12 protein-coding genes and 1 pseudogene are annotated in these 15,542 nt (G+C 67.0%); 2 read left to right on the forward strand and 11 right to left on the reverse strand.

Annotated features, from left to right (window positions below; all coding sequences use genetic code 11):
* Positions 1-12: 12 nt before the first annotated feature.
* From L6444_RS16625 to L6444_RS16645, 5 genes are all read right to left on the reverse strand, one after another.
* Positions 13-924, reverse strand: coding sequence for a DUF58 domain-containing protein (locus L6444_RS16625; protein WP_236984194.1), 912 nt, complete (start codon positions 922-924; stop codon positions 13-15).
* A gap of 50 nt (positions 925-974) precedes the next feature.
* Positions 975-2,093: a chaperone MoxR1 gene (gene moxR1, locus L6444_RS16630; protein ID WP_236975724.1), complete on the reverse strand. Its 1,119-nt coding sequence runs from the start codon at positions 2,091-2,093 to the stop codon at positions 975-977.
* A gap of 152 nt (positions 2,094-2,245) precedes the next feature.
* The gene (gene ripB, locus L6444_RS16635; RefSeq protein ID WP_236975731.1) at positions 2,246-2,962 is read right to left on the reverse strand and encodes an NlpC/P60 family peptidoglycan endopeptidase RipB; all 717 of its coding nucleotides are present in this window, start codon (positions 2,960-2,962) and stop codon (positions 2,246-2,248) included.
* Positions 2,963-2,971: 9 nt separating this feature from the next.
* Complete coding sequence (ripA, locus tag L6444_RS16640; RefSeq protein ID WP_236975739.1) at positions 2,972-4,399, reverse strand: NlpC/P60 family peptidoglycan endopeptidase RipA; 1,428 nt, start codon at positions 4,397-4,399, stop codon at positions 2,972-2,974.
* Between the two features lie 242 nt (positions 4,400-4,641).
* The gene (locus L6444_RS16645) at positions 4,642-5,211 is read right to left on the reverse strand and encodes an Rv1476 family membrane protein (RefSeq protein WP_236975741.1); all 570 of its coding nucleotides are present in this window, start codon (positions 5,209-5,211) and stop codon (positions 4,642-4,644) included.
* Between the two features lie 975 nt (positions 5,212-6,186).
* Between L6444_RS16645 and L6444_RS16650 the strand changes: the two genes are divergently transcribed.
* Positions 6,187-9,006 carry an aconitate hydratase gene (locus tag L6444_RS16650; protein WP_236975743.1) on the forward strand — a complete coding sequence of 940 codons (2,820 nt, stop codon included), beginning with the start codon at positions 6,187-6,189 and terminating at the stop codon, positions 9,004-9,006.
* Positions 9,007-9,033: 27 nt separating this feature from the next.
* A complete protein-coding gene (locus tag L6444_RS16655) occupies positions 9,034-9,615 on the forward strand; it encodes a TetR/AcrR family transcriptional regulator (RefSeq protein WP_236975745.1) in 582 nt (193 codons plus the stop codon).
* Positions 9,616-9,671: 56 nt separating this feature from the next.
* On the opposite strand, the gene L6444_RS16660 is transcribed toward L6444_RS16655, so the two are convergent.
* The 6 genes and pseudogenes from L6444_RS16660 to L6444_RS16685 all read right to left on the reverse strand — a co-directional run bounded on the left by L6444_RS16660 (position 9,672) and on the right by L6444_RS16685 (position 15,283).
* Positions 9,672-9,875 carry a helix-turn-helix domain-containing protein gene (locus L6444_RS16660; RefSeq protein ID WP_236975747.1) on the reverse strand — a complete coding sequence of 68 codons (204 nt, stop codon included), beginning with the start codon at positions 9,873-9,875 and terminating at the stop codon, positions 9,672-9,674.
* A gap of 62 nt (positions 9,876-9,937) precedes the next feature.
* The gene (locus L6444_RS16665) at positions 9,938-11,566 is read right to left on the reverse strand and encodes an ABC-F family ATP-binding cassette domain-containing protein (RefSeq protein ID WP_236975749.1); all 1,629 of its coding nucleotides are present in this window, start codon (positions 11,564-11,566) and stop codon (positions 9,938-9,940) included.
* Positions 11,567-11,582: 16 nt separating this feature from the next.
* Entirely contained in the window at positions 11,583-12,413 is an 831-nt protein-coding gene (locus L6444_RS16670; RefSeq protein WP_236984195.1) for an enoyl-CoA hydratase, read from the reverse strand.
* A gap of 126 nt (positions 12,414-12,539) precedes the next feature.
* On the reverse strand, positions 12,540-12,884 hold the full coding sequence (trxA, locus tag L6444_RS16675) for a thioredoxin (protein ID WP_236975752.1): 345 nt from the start codon (positions 12,882-12,884) through the stop codon (positions 12,540-12,542).
* A gap of 41 nt (positions 12,885-12,925) precedes the next feature.
* Positions 12,926-13,279 carry a thioredoxin family protein gene (locus L6444_RS16680; protein WP_236975772.1) on the reverse strand — a complete coding sequence of 118 codons (354 nt, stop codon included), beginning with the start codon at positions 13,277-13,279 and terminating at the stop codon, positions 12,926-12,928.
* Positions 13,280-13,296: 17 nt separating this feature from the next.
* Positions 13,297-15,283, reverse strand: a pseudogene (locus L6444_RS16685) (heavy metal translocating P-type ATPase).
* Positions 15,284-15,542 lie beyond the last annotated feature (259 nt).

Consider the following 15,542-nt stretch of genomic DNA (forward strand, 5'->3'; position numbering starts at 1 on the left):
GTTGTAGGCCGGTCACCGGCGCCCCGCCATAGCCCCGCGCCGGCGGTTGGAAACGAAACGCACGATGTCGCCAATCCAGTCCCGGTCGGTGCGAAGCGTCATGACCGGGGCACCGCAACCGCGAATCGTGCGGGCTACGTCGGCGCGGTGCGCGGCCGCGGCCCGGGCGAAATCGGTCTGCAGCTGGCTGTCGATGGTGAATTCACGAACCGCCCCGGACTCGGCGTCCTGCAGGACCACATCGCCGATGTCGGGCAACTCCACGTCGCGGGGGTCGAGTACCTCGATGGCCAGCACCTCGTGGCGCGCCGCGATGGCCCGCAGCGGACGCATCCAGTTGATCGGCCCCAGGAAGTCGCTGATGATCACCGCCATCCCGCGGCGCCGCTCCGGCCGGCGCAACGCGTCGATGGTCGCGGCCAGGTCCCCGCGTACCCCGACCGGCGCCTTCGGCGTGGTCGCGATGGTGCGTAGCAGCGTGTGGACGTGCTCGCGCCCGGATCGGGCCGGCACCCGAATCGTGTTGGCGCCGTTGGAAATCAGCGCGCCAAGGCGGTTACCGCCGCCGACGTTCAAGTAACAGATGGCCGCCGCGGCCGCCACCGCAAGATCGCGCTTCTCACACGTCGAGGTGCCGAAGTCCAGGCTGGCCGACATGTCGACCACCAGCCAGGTCTCCAGCTCCCGGTCGGCGATCATCTGCCGCACGTGCGGGTGGGTGGTGCGCGCGGTGACCGCCCAGTCCATCCGGCGCACGTCGTCACCGGGCTGGTAGATCCGCGACTCCCCCGGTTCGCTGCCCGGACCGGGGATCAAGCCCAGGTGATCGCCGTGCAGAATGCCGTCCAGCTTGCGGCTCACCGTCAACTCGAGGGTGCGCAGCGCGGCCGACAACTTCGGGTCGTCGATGGTGCCGCGCATCATCGACGGCGGATGACGAACCGCGGACTTACCCGCGGCGGGATTCGGGTCGGTCACCGACCGCCAGCCGCCACGGTGGCACCCTGCATCACCGGACCAACCGAATGCCCTTGCTGCGGAACGGCATTGACCTGTGGCAGCGCAACAGTCTGCAGCACCCGGCTGATCACGGTCTCCGAGGTGATCTCGTCGGCCAGCGCGTCGTAGGTGAGCACCAACCGGTGCCGCAGCACGTCGGGAATCACGTCGATGATGTCCTGGGGGATCACGTAGTCACGCCCACGCACCAGAGCCAGCGCCCGCGACGCGGCGATGATGCCCAGCGAGGCACGCGGCGATGCGCCGAATGCGATCCAGGTCTTGACGTCGTTCATCCCCAACTGCTCGGGGTGACGCGTCGCCATCACCACGCGCACCACGTAATCGACCAGCGCGTGGTGCACGAAGCTGTTGGACGCCACCCCCTGCAGGCGCAGCAGGTCGCCGGTGCCCAGAATCTGCTTGGGCTGCGGCGGGGTGACACCCATCCGGTAGATGATCTCGCGTTCCTCTTCCGGCGACGGGTAGCCGACGTTGATCTTGAACAGGAAGCGGTCGCGCTGCGCCTCGGGCAGCGGGTAGACGCCTTCCTGTTCGATCGGGTTCTGCGTCGCCATCACCAGGAACGGATTGGGCAGCGGGAAAGTCTTGCCGCCGATGGACACGTGGCGTTCGGCCATCACCTCGAGCAGCGCCGACTGCACCTTGGCCGGTGCGCGGTTGATCTCGTCGGCGAGCAGGAAGTTGACCACCACCGGGCCGAGTTCGGTGTCGAACTCCTCCTTGCCCTGCCGGTAGATGCGGGTACCGACGATGTCGGTGGGCACCAGGTCAGGGGTGAACTGGATACGCGCGAACGAGCCGCCGACCACCTTGGCGAAGGTCTCCACCGCCAGCGTCTTGGCGACACCGGGGACACCTTCCAGCAGTACGTGCCCCTTGGCGAGCAGGCCGACCAGCATCCGTTCGACCAACTGGTCCTGGCCGACGATGATGCGTTTGACCTCGAAGATCGCTCGCTCCAGGGTGTGCACCTCGGCGGCCAACCCGTCGGCGCCGCCCGCGGGCGCCTCCTGGGTGGGAGGGGCCGAGTGCGCACCCTGCCCCGGGTAACCGCCACCTGCTGTTGTCATTAATAACCCTCCGCAGCTCATTCGGACACGACTTGCTGTCACGACCAATGTCGTCGGGCAGCTTCGTGCCCGCGTTCAACTATTCCAGGCGTCCCGGAATCCGTCGACGTCGCCGAATCGCTGGCGGGCGGCCTGCGCCCCCGGTATCCGGCTCAGTACTCGATGATCCTAGTCAGATAGGGCGTCATGCCGGGCTTGCGCACCGGGCTGATGGTGACTTTGCCGGCCAGGCTGGAGGCTTCCAGCATCTGCCCGTTGCCCAGATACATAGTGACGTGCTGCCTGCCGTTGGGGCCGTAGAAGATGAGGTCGCCGCGCCGGGCCTGGTCCTGCGGGATATGGCGGCCCGCGTTGTACTGGTCGCCGGAGAACCGCGGGATCAACACGCCGACGCCGGCGAATGCGTAGCGCATCAGTCCCGAGCAGTCGAAACCGGTGATGTTGGCACCGTCCTCGACGCCTTTGCTCGGCCCGTCCAGCGAGCCGCCACCCCAGGAGTAAGGAACACCCATCTGCGATCCGGCCCGCTTGATCACGTACTCGATGGCCTGTCGGCCATTTGCTCGCGGGATGCGACTGCCGGTGGTGTTGTTGGCCGCGGGGGTGGCCCCGCCCAGGTTGATGCCCAGCCCGCTGAGGAACTGCTGGCCCAGGTTCAGCGTGGTCTGGGTGGCCTGCGCGGTGGCCTGCAGCGAGGCGTTGGCCACCGCCAGCGGATCACCGGGGGCGCCGGCGCTGATGGCGGCGGGCAGGGTGGGATCCCACTCCCCCGGTTCGGCCGCGGCGGGAGCGGCCACAGCGATCAACAGCCCGGACACCAGTGTGGTGATCCAGGCCAGACCGATCAGTCGAAATCTGTTGTGCCGCATAGAACCTCGTTAATACTCGATGTAGCGGACCACGAAGGGCGTCATGCCGCTGGTGCGCACGGGCGCTGTGCGTACCTTCAAACCGATGTCGGGCGCCTCGAGCATCTGCCCGTCGCCGAGGTAGATCGTCACGTGCTGGCTGCCGCCCGGGCCGTAGAAGATGACGTCGCCGCGGCGCATCTGGGACGTCGGGATCTTGCGGCCGAGGTTGTACTGCGAGCCCGAGTAGTGCGGCAACTTGATGCCCACCCCGGCGAAGGAGTACAGCACCAAGCCCGAACAGTCGAACCCGGTGATGTTTGCTCCGGAGTCGATGCCGTGGCTGGGTCCGGCCGCGGTGCCGCCGCCCCAGGAGTAGGGCACGCCGATCTGCGACATGCCGCGGCGGATCACGTACTCGGAGGCTTGGCGGCCGTAGACCCGCGGGATGCGGCCCGACGTCGATGCGGTCGGGGCGTTGGTGATTCCGGTGTCGGTGGGCTTGAGGATGCCCAGTTGCTGCAGGAAGTTGCGCCCCATCTGGGCGGTGACCTGCGCCGAGGTCGCCGAGTAGCCGAGCACCTGGTTGACCACCGCGATCGGGTCGCCCTGGATGTTGGCGCTGGGGATCTGCGGCAGCGTGGGGTCCCAGCCGTCCCAACGACGGCCACCGTTGGGGCTGGTCGCGCTGTCCCACATTCCCGGCGGCGGCGTGCCCTGCCCGCCGGACTGGGTCCAGACCACGAACCTGGCTTGCTGCAGCCGGGCTTCGGCCTCGTCGCGCTCCGCAGCGAGACGATTGACCTCGTCACGCTGTTCGTCGAACTTGCGGGTGGTCTCGGCCAGCGCCGCCGCCGCCGCGTCCTGGCTGCCCTTGGCGTCGGCAGCGGCCTTGTCGGCCTTCTGCTTGGCCAGTCGGGCCGCCGACTCCTTGTTCACCTGCTCGGTACGCGCCCGCTGCAGCTTGGCCATCACCGTTTGCGCGCTGGTCGCGACGGCGCGGGCGTCGGTCGCCGCGGCGATCATGTCCTCCGGGCTGCGCGCCATCAGATAGCCACCGGAGGGGCCTCTCATGTACGTGGCCACCGCGAAGGTGTTGAACCGCTGTTGGGCCGTGGCGATGGCCGCGTTGGCGTCCTTGACCGCCTGCTGACTGGCCTCCAGTTCGTGCCCGGCCGCGTCGGCGTGTTCGCGTGCCTCCTCGACCGCTACCAGCGCCTTGTTGACGTTCTCCTGCTCCTGCTCGACAGCGGAACTCAGATCCTCGAGACGCTGGTTGGCCTTGGCGACGTTGGCGATCAGCACCGCAATGGAGTCCTTGGCAGGCTCGGCATTCGCCACTCCCCCGGCCAGCTCCGGGGTGCAGAGCAACAACGCCACACTCAGCACCGCCGGAACCGCTGGGCGCACCAGCCGGGCGGCGGCCTGAGAGGCAGAGCCGTGGCGTGTCCGTCTCATACGACTTGGATCTCCTATGGCTTAAATCGGACGGACGGCGCTTGTTTCCGCTGAAAGCGCCAATAGCATCAGAAGCATCATTCGCACCGTACGTCACACTCGTCGCTAAAGAAACGCAAGTCACAAATCGCACTCTGGAAGTGCGTTTACTGTGACCGAACAGTGATCTGAATGGTTTGCCAACAGCAGCGGTCGAAATGCCGCCGCGTGGCTGTTACAGGGTTGTGACCTGTGTGGATCGACTACGCGTCTTTGCTGGACGCCGTCTCAGCGTTAGCTTGCAAGGTTGCTGGCTGCCTGTTGCGCAGCTGCAGGAAGCGGGTACCGGCGGCGGCCGCAAACACCCCGATCAGCAAAGCAATGGTGAGCGCGGTCCAGGGGAACTCAGGGGTCTCGAGTTCGTGCAGAAAATTCTGTGCGGACTGCACCGGATTACCCGTCTTGGAATGGTCCTCGCCGGCCTCAAGGGTCACGCGCGGGAAACGCGCGCTGTAGCTGCCCACGTAGCTGGGACTGAGCACCAGCACGGTGGAGTCCGGGTAGTCGGCGCCGACGACGGTCGCGATGTCGCGCAGCGCGGTGTCGTGCGGCGGGTTGTGGTCGAGCAGGACGATCTTGAGCGTGATGCCGTCGCCGCGGGCGTGGTTGACCACGTCGAGCAGGCCCGGCTCCGGGCCCGGCGGGGCGGCCACGCCGTCGACCGCGACCTGAGCCTTGACTGCGGCGATGTCGACGTCGACCGGGATGTACTCGGGCAGGAACGGGATCGTCTGCGGCAACGGCAGTTCGCCGAAAACTTCGCGTCCGGTCATGGGCTCGCTCCTCCCGTGGTGCTAGGAGCACCGTACCCGGGCTGTGTTGGTCGCGGCCCGCGGTGGTTGGCGTCCGCCCGGGGGTGAAGTTTGTTCGCGTCGGGATCCAATGCCGCCGCGGCTGGGGCGCTCGGCATGGTTGGGGCGTCAAGCGTGAAGCTGGGGCGTCGAGTGTGAAGCTGTGGCGTCGAGCGTGAAGCTGTGGCGTCGAGCGTGAAGCCGTGGCGGGAATTTCGCGGAATCTCCGCCCTGGCTTCACTTCCAACGCCCGCCGCGGCTGGGGCGCTCGGCATGGTTGGAGCGTCAAGCACCGCCGGCCGCCGCGTGCGAAGGAACGGCCGTCGAGTGTGAAGCTGGGGCGTCGAGCGTGAAGTTATGGCGTCGAGTGTGAAGCTGGGGCGTCGAGCGTGAAGTTATGGCGTCGAGTGTGAAGCTGTGGCGTCGAGTGTGAAGCTGTGGCGGGAATTTCGCGGAATCTCCGCCCTGGCTTCACTTCCAACGCCCAGACTTCACTTCCAACGCCCAGACTTCACACCCAACGCCCGCCGCGGCTGGGGCGCTCGGCACGGTTGGAGCGTCAAGCACCGCCGGCCGCCGCGTGCGAAGGAACGGCCGTCGAGTGTGAAGCTGGGGCGTCGAGCGTGAAGTTATGGCGTCGAGTGTGAAGCTGAGGCGTCGAGCGTAAAGCCGTGGCGTCGAGTGTGAAGCTGTGGCGTCGAGGGTGGAGCTGTGGCGGGAATTTCGCGGAATCTCCGCCCTGGCTTCACTTCCAACGCCCAGACTTCACACCCAACGCCCAACCTCAAAGCAAGCGTTTCGCCAACCTCACGAGATAGGGGTTTCGCCGCGCCCGCGACCGGACAAGACTGGCAAGCGAAGGGTGCCGCACATTGCAGGACAAGCGTACTGTTAAACTGGCATCGCACCGTCGACACGGCCCGTCGGCGGCGAAGAACTCAATCCACGGGAGTTGATGTGACCAGCAAAGGTTCGGTGAATTCGTTCGAGGCCCGCGACACGCTGAAGGTGGGCGACAACAGCTACGAGATCTATCGCCTCGACGCGGTCCCGGAAACCAAGAAACTCCCCTACAGCCTCAAGGTCCTCGCCGAGAACCTGCTGCGCAACGAAGACGGCGCAAACGTCACCAAAGACCACATCAACGCCATCGCCAACTGGGATCCCGACGCCGAGCCCAGCATCGAAATCCAGTACACGCCAGCGCGCGTCGTGATGCAGGACTTCACCGGGGTGCCCTGCATCGTCGACCTGGCCACCATGCGCGAGGCCATTGCCGACCTCGGCGGCGACCCGGAGAAGGTCAACCCGCTGGCGCCCGCCGACCTGGTCATCGACCACTCGGTGATCGCCGACCTGTTCGGCCGGGCCGACGCATTCGAGCGCAACGTGGAGATCGAATACGAGCGCAACGGTGAGCGTTACCAGTTCCTGCGTTGGGGGCAGGGCGCATTCGACGACTTCAAGGTGGTGCCGCCGGGCACCGGCATCGTGCACCAGGTCAACATCGAATACCTGGCCAGCGTCGTGATGACCCGCGATGGCGTTGCCTATCCCGACACCTGCGTGGGCACCGACTCCCACACCACCATGGTCAACGGTCTCGGCGTACTGGGCTGGGGCGTCGGCGGCATCGAGGCCGAGGCCGCGATGCTCGGCCAGCCGGTTTCGATGCTGATCCCCCGGGTCGTCGGCTTCAAGTTGACCGGCGAGATCCGAGCGGGTGTGACCGCTACCGACGTCGTGCTCACCGTCACCGAGATGCTGCGCAAGCACGGCGTGGTCGGCAAGTTCGTGGAGTTCTACGGCGCCGGCGTGGCCGAGGTGCCGCTGGCCAACCGCGCCACGCTGGGCAACATGAGCCCCGAATTCGGTTCCACCGCAGCGATTTTCCCGATCGACGAAGAGACCATCGACTACCTGAAGTTCACCGGGCGCAGCGAGGAACAGCTGGCGCTGGTCGAAGCCTACGCCAAAGAGCAGGGCCTGTGGCACGACCCCGAGCACGAGCCGAAGTTCTCCGAGTACCTCGAGCTCGACCTGTCCACCGTGGTGCCCTCGATCGCCGGCCCCAAGCGTCCGCAAGACCGCATTCCGCTGTCCGACGCCAAATCCACTTTCCGCGAACAGATTCCGAACTACGTAGGTGACCAGGACGGCGGTCAGCAGTACTCCAAGCTCGACGAGACCGTCGAGGAGTCGTTCCCGGCCAGCGACCCGGGTTCACCCGACAACGGGCACGCCGACGACGCCCCGAAGGTGCAGTCCGCCGCGGCGCACTCCAAGGGCCGGGTGAGCAACCCGGTGACGGTGAAGTCCGACGAGTACGGCGAATTCGAGCTCGACCACGGCGCCGTCGTCATCGCCGCCGTCACGTCGTGCACCAACACCTCCAACCCCGAGGTGATGCTGGGCGCGGCGCTGCTGGCCCGCAACGCCGTCGAGAAAGGCCTGGCATCCAAGCCGTGGGTCAAGACCACCATGGCGCCGGGATCGCAGGTAGTCAACGACTACTACGACAAGGCCGGACTGTGGCCCTACCTGGAGAAGCTGGGCTTCTACCTGGTCGGCTACGGCTGCACGACGTGCATCGGCAACTCCGGCCCGCTGCCCGAGGAAATCTCGAAAGCGGTGAACGACAACGACCTTGCGGTGGCCGCCGTGCTCTCAGGCAACCGCAACTTCGAGGGCCGCATCAACCCCGACGTCAAGATGAACTACCTGGCCTCGCCGCCACTTGTCGTGGCCTACGCGCTGGCCGGGTCGATGGACTTCGACTTCGACAAGGACCCGCTGGGCACCGACAAAGAAGGCAACGACGTTTTCCTCAAGGACATCTGGCCGTCACAGAAAGACGTCTCGGACACCATCGCCTCGGCGATCAGCCAGGAGATGTTCGTCAAGAACTACGCCGACGTGTTCAAGGGTGACGAGCGCTGGCAGAACCTGCCCACCCCGAGCGGCAACACCTTCGAGTGGGACGAGGATTCGACGTACGTGCGCAAGCCGCCGTACTTCGACGGGATGCCCGCCGAGCCCGAGCCGGTCAGCGACATCAAGGGCGCCAGAGTGCTTGCCTTGCTGGGTGATTCGGTGACCACCGACCACATCTCGCCCGCGAGCAGCATCAAGCCGGGCACGCCGGCCGCCGAATACCTCGACGAGCACGGTGTGCAGCGCAAGGACTACAACTCCTTCGGCTCTCGCCGCGGCAACCACGAGGTGATGATCCGCGGCACCTTCGCCAACATCCGGTTGCGCAACCAGTTGCTCGACGACGTCTCCGGCGGCTACACCCGCGACTTCACCCAGGACGGCGCGCCGCAGGCATTCATCTACGATGCGGCGCAAAACTATGCGGCACAAAACATTCCGCTGGTGGTACTGGGCGGCAAGGAGTACGGATCCGGTTCCTCGCGCGACTGGGCGGCCAAGGGCACCCGGCTGTTGGGGGTGCGCGCGGTGATCGCCGAGTCCTTCGAGCGCATCCACCGGTCCAACCTGATCGGGATGGGCGTCATCCCGCTGCAGTTCCCCGACGGCGAGTCGGCTGAATCGCTGGGGCTGGACGGCACCGAGGTGTTCGACATCACCGGGATCGAGGAACTCAACAACGGCAAGACGCCGAAGACGGTAAAGGTCAAGGCCAGCAAGGATTCCGGAGACCCGATCGAATTCGACGCGAAGGTGCGCATCGACACCCCGGGAGAGGCGGACTACTACCGAAACGGTGGCATCCTGCAGTACGTGCTGCGCAACATGCTCAAGTCGGGCTAGCGGGCGCCCGACGAGCCGGCCACACCCGTGCCAAAGGTCAGCGAGGACCATCTGGAGGCCCGACGCCGTCAGATCCTCGACGGTGCACGTCGCTGCTTCGCCGAATACGGCTACGAACAGGCGACCGTGCGCCGACTGGAAAAAGAGATCGGGTTATCCCGCGGCGCGATCTTCCACCACTACCGGGACAAGGATGCGTTGTTCTTCGCGCTCGCGCAGGAGGACACCCAACGCATGGCGGAGGTCACGTCGCGCTCCGGCCTGATTCAGGTGATGCGCGAAATGCTGGCGTCGCCAGAGGAATTCGACTGGCTGGCCACCAGGCAGGAGATCGCCCGCAAGCTGCGCCACGATCCGGAGTTCAGCCGCGGCTGGGCCGAGCGGTCCGCGGAGCTGGCGGCGGCCACCACCGAGCGGTTGCGGCGCCAGAAGCAGGCCGGCCGGATACGCGACGACGTGCCGGCCGACGTGCTGCACTGTTATTTGGATCTGGTGCTCGACGGGCTGGTGAGCCGACTGGCATCGGGCGAGGATCCGCAGCGGCTGGCCGCGGTGCTGGACTTGGTGGAAAACTCGGTCCGAGCACCCGCCCCTTCCTCGCGGGTGTGACCTGAGCGGCCGAATTCGCGGTGCGGTGACGGCACAGCGGGGATAGCCGGAAGGCCTCAAGGTAACGCGCGTGAGGCGCGGGAACGGTGGTTGGGGCCACCGCGGCTTCGCATCGTGGTGCCCGACTCGAGCAGCATGCTGTGCACCGACCCGTAGGACCGCCCGGTGGAGGCCGCCAGATTGCGAATGCTGGCGCCTCTCTCGTAGGCGCTACGCAGCTCGCGCAACAACTGTTCGCGGGTCTCCGTTGACTTCCGCATGGCACATAGCGTAGGAACCCCGACTGCAAACGGAAAGGTTTTGCCGAAACGGACCCCTTGGATCAGGCGAGCTCGATCAGGTCGCGATACTCCTCGGACCAGAAGTCCTCGGTGCCGTCGGGCAACAGCAACACCCGTTGCGGATCGAGGGCCTCGGCCGCGCCGGGATCGTGGGTCACCAACACCACCGAACCCTGATAACTGCGCAACGCGTCGAGGACCTGCTCGCGCGACGCCGGGTCGAGGTTGTTGGTGGGCTCGTCGAGCAGCAACACGTTGGCCGTCGAGGCCACCAGGCCGGCCAACGCCAGCCGGGTCTTCTCGCCACCGGACAGCGTGCCGGCCGGCTGCTCGAGTTGCGGGCCGCTGAACATGAACGCGCCGAGCAGACCCCGCAGCTCCTGCTCGCCCGATTCCGGTGCGGCATGGCGGATGTTCTGCCAGACGGTCGCGTCGTTGTCCAGGGTGTCGTGCTCCTGGGCGAAATAGCCGATACGCAAACCGTGTCCCGGTTCCAGGCCACCGGTGTCGGGCGTCTCGATGCCGGCCAGCAACCGCAGCAGGGTGGTTTTGCCGGCACCGTTGAGACCGAGCACGACCACGCGTGAGCCGCGGTCGATGGCCAGATCCAGACCGGTGAAGACCTCGAGCGAGCCGTAAGTCTTGCTCAGCCCCTTGACCACCAGCGGGACGCGGCCGCACGGGGCCGGGGTGGGGAACTTGATGCGGGCCACCTTGTCGGCGACGCGCTCGTCGTCCAGGGCAGCCATCATCCGATCCGCACGACGCAACATGTTCTGCGCCGCAACGGCTTTGGTCGCCTTGGCACCCAGTTTGGCGGCCTGGTTGCGCAGCGCGGTGGCCTTGCGTTCGGCGTTGGCGCGTTCCCGGCGGCGACGCTGCTCGTCGGTTGCGCGGGCGTCAAGGTACTTCTGCCAACCCATGTTGTAGACGTCGACCTCGCCGCGCACCGCGTCGAGGAACCAGACCTTGTTGACGACGTCGGCGAGCAAGTCGACGTTGTGGCTGATGATGATCAGCCCGCCGTTGTGGGAGCGCAGGAAATCCCGAAGCCAGCCAACCGAATCCGCGTCCAGGTGATTGGTCGGCTCGTCGAGCAACAACGTCGTGGACGAGCCCGCGCCGCTGTCGGACGCGGCGAACAGGATGCGGGCGAGCTCCACCCGGCGCCGCTGGCCGCCGGACAACGTGCGCAACTTCTGCGTCAAAACGCGTTCGGGCAGGCCGAGACTCGCGCAGATGCGGCCCGCCTCGCTTTCGGCGCCGTACCCGCCGAGGGCGACGAAACGCTCCTCGAGCTGGCCGTAACGCCGAATGGCGCGGTCGCGCGCGGCGTCGTCGGCAACCTCGGCCATCAACGCCTGCTGCTTCTCCAAATCGGTGAGCAGCACATCCAGACCGCGGGCCGACAACACTCGGTCGCGTGCCAGCACGTCCAGGTCGCCCTCTTTGGGATCCTGCGGCAGGTAACCGATCTCACCCTTGCGGCTGACCGAACCCGCGTAGGGCTGGCCCTCCCCCGCCAGGATCCGCATGGTGGTCGTCTTGCCCGCGCCGTTGCGCCCTACCAGACCGATGCGGTCGCCGGGCTGCACCCGCAGATCGGGGCCGTCGGGCGAGAGCAGGATGCGCGCACCAGCGCGGACCTCGAGGTCCGTTGCCGTGATCACATCTGCTCCTTAGCTGTCATTTGTCGTCGGTGAACACCGCCGGCCGTCTCTCCGCGCGTGCGGCAACCGCTTCTTCGAAGTTGGAGGTGAGCAGGCGGACGAATAGCTGTCCCAGGCCCTCGGCCTGCATGTGCCCCTCAAGACTACCGGCGTCCAGTCCAGTCCACAGTGTGCGTTTGGTCAACTCGAGGCCGGGCCGGGAGAACGCGGCCATGCGCGCGGCGATCGCGTAGCAGGTGTCCAGCAGCTGCGAGTCGGGCACCTGGCAGGACACCAACCCGATCCGCTCGGCCTCCTCGGCGCTGACGTCGCGACCGGTCAGCATGATCTCGAACGCCCGCGACGCCCCGATCGCCCTGGGCAGCAGGTAGCTCAGGCCCAGTTCGCTGGCGGTCAGACCGTTATTGATGCCGGCGGCCCGGAAGTATGCGCTGGTAGCGGCCACCCGAATATCCGCGGCCAGGGCCAGACACAGTCCGCCGCCGATCGCGGCGCCATTGACCGCGGCGATCACCGGCTGGTGCAGCCGTCGCAGCTTGAGGATGACCTCGTCGAGGACCTCCATGGACCGCAGCGCGTACGTCGGCCGGGTCAGACCATCGACGTTGGGAACGCTGCCCGCGGACTTGTGGTCGGCGCCCGAGGAGAACCCGCGGCCGGCGCCGGTGAGCACCACTACCCGCACCGAGTTGTCGTAGCCGACCTCGTCGAGGACATCCCGCAACGGCACCATGACGTCGAACGCCATCGAGTTCATCCGCTCGGGACGGTTCAGGGTGATCAGGGCGATCTCGGGGCGCGGGTGTTCCAGCAGGACCAAATTCACCCGTGAACGGTATCGCAGCAGCGACGTGACCTCGCGAACCTCACCGCACCGCGAAATCCGGCGCTCGAAATCTCGGCCGGGTCACACTCGCGAGAGCGCGCCGGGGAGGGCGCGGAGGGAACGAGGCACGGCGTGCAGGGCCGGACCTCAGACCTCGGTCACCTCTGGCTCCTGGTAGTCCTTGAGCTGCTGAACCAGCTCGTCCAGCGCGGCCGGAGGCAACGCACCGGCCTGATTGAACAGCAGCTTGCCGTTCTTGAACGCCATCAGGGTGGGGATGGACCGAATCTGGGCGGCCGCGGCCAGCTCCTGCTCGGCCTCGGTGTCCACCTTGGCGAACACCACCTCGGGGTGCTTCTCCGAGGCCGCCTTGAACGTCGGCGCGAAGGCCCGGCACGGGCCGCACCAGGACGCCCAGAAGTCGACGAGGACGATGTCGTTGCCGTTGATGGTGTCGTTGAACTGCGCGGCGGTGAGGTCTTGGGTAGTCACGTCTGCGGTAACGCCTCGGGCGGAATGGTTGTTCCCGACGGTTACAGCAAACGGGGCGTCGAGGTCCGGTGGGCCCGGAGTTGGCTGACCAGATCGGCCATCACCGCGGGGTTGGCGATACCCGCCTGCTTGAACACCAGCCGGCCATTCTTGAACGCCATCAGTGTCGGCAACAGCTTGACACCGACGGCCTGAACCAGTTCCTTCTCGGTTTCGAAGTTCACTTTTCCGTGCACGATGTCCGGGCAGCTCGCCGCCGACGTCTCGTAGTTCGGCGCGAACACCTCGCACGGTGCACAGTTGGGCGCCCAGAAGTAGACCAGGACGTGGTCGTTGCCCTTGACCGCCTGCCCGAAGTCGACGGCGGTGAGGTCTCGCGTCGCTGTTGCTGCCATTTGGCGTCGAGCGTACGTCAGCGCGACGCCGCGGCGCGCCACGATCGGTTGGTCAGCAGCCGCAGCCCGTTGAGGGCGACCAGCAGCGTGGATCCTTCGTGGCCGGCCACCCCGAGCGGCAACGGCAACTGCCCGAACAAATCCCACACCACCAGCACCGCAAGGAAACTTCCGGCGATCGCGAGGTTGGCCATCACCACCCGGCGTGCCTGCCGAGCCAACCCGATGACGGTCGGGATGGTGTGCAACTCGTCGTGCACGGTGACCCCGTCGGCGGTCTGCAGGGTGAGGTCGGCGCCGGCGCCCATGGCCACCGAGGCGCAGGCGGCGGCCATCGCGGGTGCGTCGTTGACGCCGTCTCCGACGACGAGCACGCGGTGCCCGGCGGACTGCAGCGCCTGCACAGCTTCGACTTTCTGCTCGGGCAGCAGTGCCGCATGCACCTCGCGGATCCCGACGTCGCGAGCGACCCGACCGGCCGCCGGGGCGTTGTCACCGGTCAGCAACACCGGCGACGACGAGGTCAATGCGGTCAGCGCAGCCACGGACTCCGCGGCGTCGGCGCGGATCTGGTCGGTCAGTCCGAGGACGCCGACGGCGGCCCCGTTCACCGAGACGATCGCGGCGGTGGCACCGGACTGCACAATCGGCCCCAACTGGTCCGGCGGCGTGCCGCGAAAACTGTGCGGACTGCACACCTCCACGAAGTCACTGCCCACCTCGGCGCGCACGCCGCGCCCCGGCAGTGCCTGGAAATCCTCGGCCGGCGGGACGGCAAGACCGCGCCGCCGGGCTTCGTCGACAATGGCACGGCCCAGCGGATGCTCGCTGAATTGCTCTGCGGCAGCGGCTAATTGGAGCACCTTGGACTCGTCGAACGGCCGCAGCGGCTCGACGATGGCGAGTCGCGGCACGCCCGCGGTCAGCGTGCCGGTCTTGTCCAACGCGACCACGCTGACGTCGGCCAGATGTTCGACGACGACCGCGGACTTGAGCAGCACCCCGTGCCGGCCGGCGTTGGCGACCGCCGCCAACAACGGCGGCATGGTGGCCAGCACCACCGCACACGGCGACGCGACGATCATAAATGTCATGGCGCGCAACAGAACTGGGCGTAGCGGCGAGCCCCCGAGCAACGGAATCGAGATCAGCGCAAGCGTGGCCACCACCACCCCGACCGAGTAACGCTGCTCGATTTTCTCGATGAACAGTTGGGTTTTCGCCTTGGTCGCCGAGGCCGCCGAGACCATTTCGACGATGCGGGCGACCACGCTTTGCGACGGGTCACGGGTGACGACCACGCGCAGCACACCCGACCCGTTGACCGAGCCGGCGAACACGTCGTCGCCGGCGGCCCGCAACACCGGAACCGACTCGCCGGTGATGGAGCACTGATCGACCTCGGAGCGACCCGACAGCACCGCGCCGTCGGCCGGGATGCGCTCTCCCGGCCGCACCACAACACGGTCACCGACCACCAGTTCAGCTGCCGGCAGTACCCGCTCGTTGCCGGCGCCGTCGATTACGACGCCGGACACCCCCGTCGTAATCGACGGCGGTGTCCGGCGTCAGGTCGAGCAAGCCCTTGACCGAGTCGGCGGTGTGCCGGGTGGCGACGTCGTCGAGGGCACCGGAGGTCGCGAAGATCACGATCAGCAGTGCGCCGTCGAAGACCTGTCCGATCGCCACCGCACCGACCGCGGCGACGACCATCAGCAGATCCACGTCGAGCGCCTTGTTGCGCAACGCCTGCGCGCCGGCCCACGCCGAACCCCAGCCGCCGGCCAGATAACAAGCCAGGTACAGCGACCACCAGATGTCCTGTGGCGCACCGCTTAGCTGTGCCACCAGGCCCGCCGCGAACAGCGACAGCGCCGCCGCCGCCCAGCGCACGGAGGTGACCGACCACAGCGCCGCGTGACAACTCTGCGGACGGACGGAGGACGCCGGCCCGCCGGCCGGATCGGCCGCTGCGAGGGTCGCTTCGCAAGTGGTCACGGTCATTGCGGCGGCCTCGCAGAGGGAGAAGAGTTCGTCAGGATGTTCCGAGTCTATTGACGCAGGTCTGGCCGGAGGTCTCGGTTCGATTGCGGTATGTCGCCGAATTGACTTATGGGACAAGGCATACCGCGATGGCGCCGCTGTCCGTCGACACCCACCGCGCACCCTGCCGGCCGCCGCCGCGACGGCCCGTGTGGCCGCCGAAAAAAAAACCTGGTCGGGAATGGATTCAACGGCCTCGATTAGCGTTACGATTCGTTGA

The organism is Mycobacterium kiyosense, assembly GCA_021654635.1.
In the GTDB taxonomy this organism is placed as follows: domain Bacteria; phylum Actinomycetota; class Actinomycetes; order Mycobacteriales; family Mycobacteriaceae; genus Mycobacterium; species Mycobacterium kiyosense.

Bases quoted from the DNA above. Each gene is read 5' to 3' on its own strand.
- L6444_RS16625 (WP_236984194.1), bottom strand. From the start codon at position 924: ATGATGCGCGGCACCATCGACGACCCGAAGTTGTCGGCCGCGCTGCGC.
- moxR1 (WP_236975724.1), bottom strand. From the start codon at position 2,093: ATGACAACAGCAGGTGGCGGTTACCCGGGGCAGGGTGCGCACTCGGCC.
- ripB (WP_236975731.1), bottom strand. From the start codon at position 2,962: ATGCGGCACAACAGATTTCGACTGATCGGTCTGGCCTGGATCACCACA.
- ripA (WP_236975739.1), bottom strand. From the start codon at position 4,399: ATGAGACGGACACGCCACGGCTCTGCCTCTCAGGCCGCCGCCCGGCTG.
- L6444_RS16645 (WP_236975741.1), bottom strand. From the start codon at position 5,211: ATGACCGGACGCGAAGTTTTCGGCGAACTGCCGTTGCCGCAGACGATC.
- L6444_RS16660 (WP_236975747.1), bottom strand. From the start codon at position 9,875: ATGCGGAAGTCAACGGAGACCCGCGAACAGTTGTTGCGCGAGCTGCGT.
- L6444_RS16680 (WP_236975772.1), bottom strand. From the start codon at position 13,279: ATGGCAGCAACAGCGACGCGAGACCTCACCGCCGTCGACTTCGGGCAG.